Raw genomic sequence first — 2,581 nt, 5'->3', positions numbered from 1 at the left:
AAGCAGGACATCGTCGGCATAGGCGCGCACCTTGCGGCCGGGATCGGCCCTGCCCGCGACGAAGATCTTGCCGCCGTCGATCTCAACCGCCTCGACGGCGATCTTCGGCTCGTCTGCAGCGGCGTTCTGGGTCGCGGGAGCCGAAGCCTGATCCGTAGCTGCCGGTGCCGTTTCAGCCGGCGCCGCCGCCGGGGCAGACGCCGCCGGCGCGGTTGCGGCCGGGGCCTGCGCATCCGGGGCGGCTGCCTGACCGGTGGCGGCAGGTGCCTCCGGCTTGGCCGCGGGCTGCGGAATGGTCAGCAATTCGGACGGCTTGCCCGGCTCCTCGACCATCGCCAGCACCTGGCCGGTCGGGCTCTGCGGCACTGAGACGACGGCGGTCTGCGCCGAGGCGACTGCGACGCCGCCAGCGGTCGAGCGCAGCGTGATCGTGTAGTCGCCGGGCTTCAGCGGATCGTCGAGCACGATGGCGAAGGCGCCGTCGGGACCGGCATCGGTCGAGCCGAGCACCGTGCCGCCGTTCAGGACCTCGACCTTGGCATTGGGCGCCGCGCTGCCGGCGACGACAATCGAGCCATTGCCTTCGACGCGCACGACATCGAAGGTTGGCAGTGTGGGTCCTGCGGCGGCCGGCGCCTGAGCGGCCGGGGCGGATTCCGCCGGGGCCGTCGCGTTGTTGGCAGGCGCCATTGCATTGTTGGCGGGCGCCATCTTGTTGGCCGGCGCCATCTTGTTGTTGGCCGGCGCCATTGTATTGGCCGGGGCTTGCGCCTGCGGTACGCGCGCCTCGGTGGAGGTGCTTGAGAATTCGGCCGGCTTCGTGCCTGCCTGCGGCAGCGACGCGACCTGCGGCGGATTCTGCTTGTTGATGTATGGGTCGAGCGCGCCCGACCCGTAGGCGACCGCCGCGACGACGGCAACGCCGCCCGCCGCGAACAAAAACGCCTTGGAAGAATTGATAGCCATAATCTTTTCTGCCCCTTAGCCACCTAACGCCGGTCTAGCGTGTTTTCACCAAGCTCACAAGAAAAAGCCCGTCCTTGGGCTTGACCGCGCCAACCGTCCCTATCACCAATCATGACATGAACACGATTCGATCCGTCTGCGTCTATTGCGGTTCGTCTCCGGGCCGCGACGAGGCCTATGTCAAGGCCGGCCACCTGCTCGGCCGCTCGCTGGCGAAGTCCGGCCTGCGCCTGATCTATGGCGGCGGCACCAAGGGAATCATGGGCGCCGTCGCAGACGGGGCACTCAAGGCCGGCGGCAAGGTGACCGGCATCATCCCGCGCTTCCTGATCAACAAGGAGGCGACCGAGACCGCTCTCGACAAGCTCGACGAGCTGGTGATCACCGACAACATGCACGAGCGCAAGCACAGGATGTTCGAGAAATCCGACGCCTTCGTGGCGCTGCCGGGCGGCATCGGCACGGTCGAGGAGATCGTCGAGATCATGACCTGGGCGCAACTCGGCCATCACCGCAAGCCGATCGTGTTCGCCAACATCAAGGCCTTCTGGGACCCGATGCTGGCGCTCATCGAGCACATGTCGGGCGAAGGCTTCATCCACACCGCACATAGGGTGAAGCCGCTGGTGGTCAACGACCCCGAGGCCATCGTCGCCGCCATCATGGTGGCGGGCTCGTCGGTCGACGCGCCGACGGAAGGTGTGCAGGCGGTGATCGACAAAATGTAAGGTGAATGGTGAATAGTGCGGATCGCGCGAGCCGAAATCTGTCCACCGCCAGATAGTAACTATTCGCTATTCACCATTCACCGTTCACCGTCCTCCTCAAATCCTCAATCACCGCCCTCCGGTCATTGCGCCGCCAGGCGAGATGGATTTCAACGCTGCGCTTGAACCATGGCAGGTCGCGAAAGACGATGCCGGCCGGCGCAGCGCTTTGCAGGCTTTCCTGTACCGTCGCCAGGCCCAGCCCGGCGCTGACTAGGCCGAGCGAGGTCAAGGGATCGGCCGTCTCGTAGGCGATGTCGGGCACGAAACCGGCCTCCATGCAGGCCGCCAGGAACTGCGCGCGGTTGGTGTCATCGGGTTGGCGCACGACGGTGATCCAGACGCGGGCGTCAAGATGGCGGGGCCTGATGTCGCTCGCATCGACAAGCGGATCGCCTTCGGGGATCGCCAGCACCAGCGGTTCGCGCCGCACCAGCATGCTCTCGATATCCGGATCGCCTTGCGGCGTCGGCGCGTAGACGAATCCGAGGTCGAGCACGCGCTGGCGCAGATCCTCGAACTGCGCGGCCGTGCGGCGGTTTCTCAGTTGCAGATGAAAATCCGGCCGCTCGCGGCGGAATTCCCTGAGCATCGCAGCGATCAGCCCGGCATGCACCGCCCCCTCGACGTAGCCGATGGCGAGGCTCCCGGTAGCGCCGCTTGCAAGCTTGCGGCCGAGCTCCTCCAGCCGCGCGGCATTGACGAGCAGAGCGCGCGCCTCGGCAAGGAAAGCCCTGCCCTCGGCGTTGAGACGGACGCGCTGCTTCGATCGCTCGAAAAGCGTGACGCCGAGTTGCTCCTCGAGCTGCATGATCTGCCGGCTCAAAGGGGACTGCGAGATATGCAAC

The 2,581-nt window shown here is 66.3% G+C and carries 2 protein-coding genes and 1 pseudogene; 1 reads left to right on the top strand and 2 read right to left on the bottom strand.

The annotated features are described in order from the left end of the window. A pseudogene (locus EOA60_RS28200) lies at positions 1–966 on the bottom strand (carboxypeptidase regulatory-like domain-containing protein); the annotation flags it as partial. 116 nt (positions 967–1,082) lie between these two features. Between EOA60_RS28200 and EOA60_RS28195 the strand changes: the two are divergent. Further along, positions 1,083–1,694 carry a TIGR00730 family Rossman fold protein gene (locus EOA60_RS28195; RefSeq protein WP_066997348.1) on the top strand — a complete coding sequence of 204 codons (612 nt, stop codon included), beginning with the start codon at positions 1,083–1,085 and terminating at the stop codon, positions 1,692–1,694. 70 nt (positions 1,695–1,764) lie between these two features. Here EOA60_RS28195 and EOA60_RS28190 read toward each other — a convergent pair. Continuing rightward, positions 1,765–2,581: LysR family transcriptional regulator (locus tag EOA60_RS28190; protein WP_164899594.1), on the bottom strand; the 817-nt coding region annotated here is incomplete at its 5' end.

It is taken from the genome of Mesorhizobium sp. M1A.F.Ca.IN.020.06.1.1, from assembly GCF_004023265.1.
Classification (GTDB): domain Bacteria; phylum Pseudomonadota; class Alphaproteobacteria; order Rhizobiales; family Rhizobiaceae; genus Mesorhizobium.
The sequence above is the reverse complement of the archived record's forward strand: the minus strand, read 5'-3'. Positions and strand labels throughout refer to the sequence as shown.

Coding starts and splice junctions, on each gene's coding strand:
- EOA60_RS28195 (WP_066997348.1), top strand. CDS start 1,083: ATGAACACGATTCGATCCGTCTGCGTCTATTGCGGTTCGTCTCCGGGC.